At 40.4% G+C, this 1,383-nt stretch carries 3 protein-coding genes; all 3 read right to left on the bottom strand.

Annotation, left to right across the window (positions count from 1 at the left end):
• Positions 1–241: 241 nt before the first annotated feature.
• Genes ACOCD9_RS20395 through ACOCD9_RS20385 form a run of 3 tightly spaced genes read right to left on the bottom strand, consistent with a single transcriptional unit; the run spans position 242 to position 1,116 of the window.
• Positions 242–433: a DUF4926 domain-containing protein gene (locus tag ACOCD9_RS20395; RefSeq protein WP_419548293.1), complete on the bottom strand. Its 192-nt coding sequence runs from the start codon at positions 431–433 to the stop codon at positions 242–244.
• Between the two features lie 15 nt (positions 434–448).
• Positions 449–877, bottom strand: coding sequence for a putative toxin-antitoxin system toxin component, PIN family (locus ACOCD9_RS20390; protein WP_147069325.1), 429 nt, complete (start codon positions 875–877; stop codon positions 449–451).
• The gene (locus tag ACOCD9_RS20385) at positions 877–1,116 is read right to left on the bottom strand and encodes a hypothetical protein (protein WP_002750644.1); all 240 of its coding nucleotides are present in this window, start codon (positions 1,114–1,116) and stop codon (positions 877–879) included. The genes ACOCD9_RS20390 and ACOCD9_RS20385 overlap by 1 nt, the downstream gene beginning before the upstream one ends.
• Positions 1,117–1,383 lie beyond the last annotated feature (267 nt).

Raw genomic sequence — 1,383 nt, 5'->3', positions numbered from 1 at the left:
GGATGATGTAATGGGTATTGGGTTCTAATTCAATCTTTTCTTCGGGACGGAAAACCATTCCATCATAACTAACTCGTAGATTTTTTATCATAATGGATTGTTGAGAAGTAATTCGATTACGGCCTACACAGTGCCTTAAGGTTAGTGTAACACACCCTCTCAACTATAACTGCCGTGCGATCGCACCCTCTTCTAGATGCCGATATTCTGCTAAAGATGGGAAAATATCAGTCCTGTAGAGTCAAGGTCGATCCTCGTGGGTGGGGAAACGGAGGGAATTTTCGGGCAGGGTGACAACAGTAATCGTTTTTCCCAACCTCTCGAAAAATTCGACACTATACCCCGTTTCTAATCCCTCGATTTGATGTTTTTCTACCAAGGTTCCCACGTCCCCCGCGGATAATCTTGCTTCGCGAATATCTTTTAATAAAATCCCATTAAGTAAAGTTCATAATTGATGGTTATTATTTTGATCTAAAAAGTCCAGAAAATCTTTTGCTTTCACGATCTGAATATTTTGATATTCAACCAGTGAAAGAAGATGTTTGTCTCCCGTGATAATATGGGTAGCCTTGCCAGCGATTGCACATTCTATGATCATATCGTCATCGGGATCATTGGGAACGGCTCTAAGTGTTCCACCTATAGAAACAATGCTAGAAGCATCACAAATTTCCTCAATGTATTTTCTAACTCGTTCTTCAGGAAATTTGATTTTTAGTAGAAGTTTTTCGGATAATTCGCCTAAAATCTCTGGACAAGTGACCGATCGAATCAGTTTGCTTTGGGCTAGGGAAAAACAACTATTCGGGCTACCGCTTTTAGAAAGCGCAGCAGATATGAGAATATTTGTGTCGAAGACAACAGTATAAATCACTACTTCTCATGAACGATTTCATCGATAAATTCTTCTCTTTCGTCTTCCGTCATGGTATCCCAATCGTAGCCGCGTTCTGCTGCGACGATTTTTGCCTGTTGGCTTCCGTAATCGGTTATAGCTTCCATATTTCCCCACTGACGCTGGATGAGGAATCTAAATAGTTCCTGTTGCTGTGCTTCGGGGAGTTGTTTGACTAATTCGATTACTTGTTCGTTGCTTAAGGTTAAGTTCGGCATAGGTCGCTTCTAGACAATAGCATGATTAATCAGTTTAACACGAGTCCTTAATGGAGAGGGTTTTCGGTTCGCCTACACCTTCCGGGCTTCGATCGGTTAGAATCGAGAAATTATCGGCCTAGAAAATCCTTTCATCTTCGCGCTTGCCGTAAAATTATATCTTTAACTAAATGGTGATCGCTAATTAATTATCGTAGTAAAGCTTGAAAACCTGCTTGAATAAAATGAACATCTGAAGTTAAAGCGTCGGTAATTTGATTTTCTTCC

The sequence above is a fragment of the Microcystis sp. genome (genome assembly GCF_048564745.1).
GTDB classification, from domain to species: Bacteria; Cyanobacteriota; Cyanobacteriia; order Cyanobacteriales; family Microcystaceae; genus Microcystis; species Microcystis ichthyoblabe_A.
The sequence above is the reverse complement of the archived record's forward strand: the minus strand, read 5'-3'. Positions and strand labels throughout refer to the sequence as shown.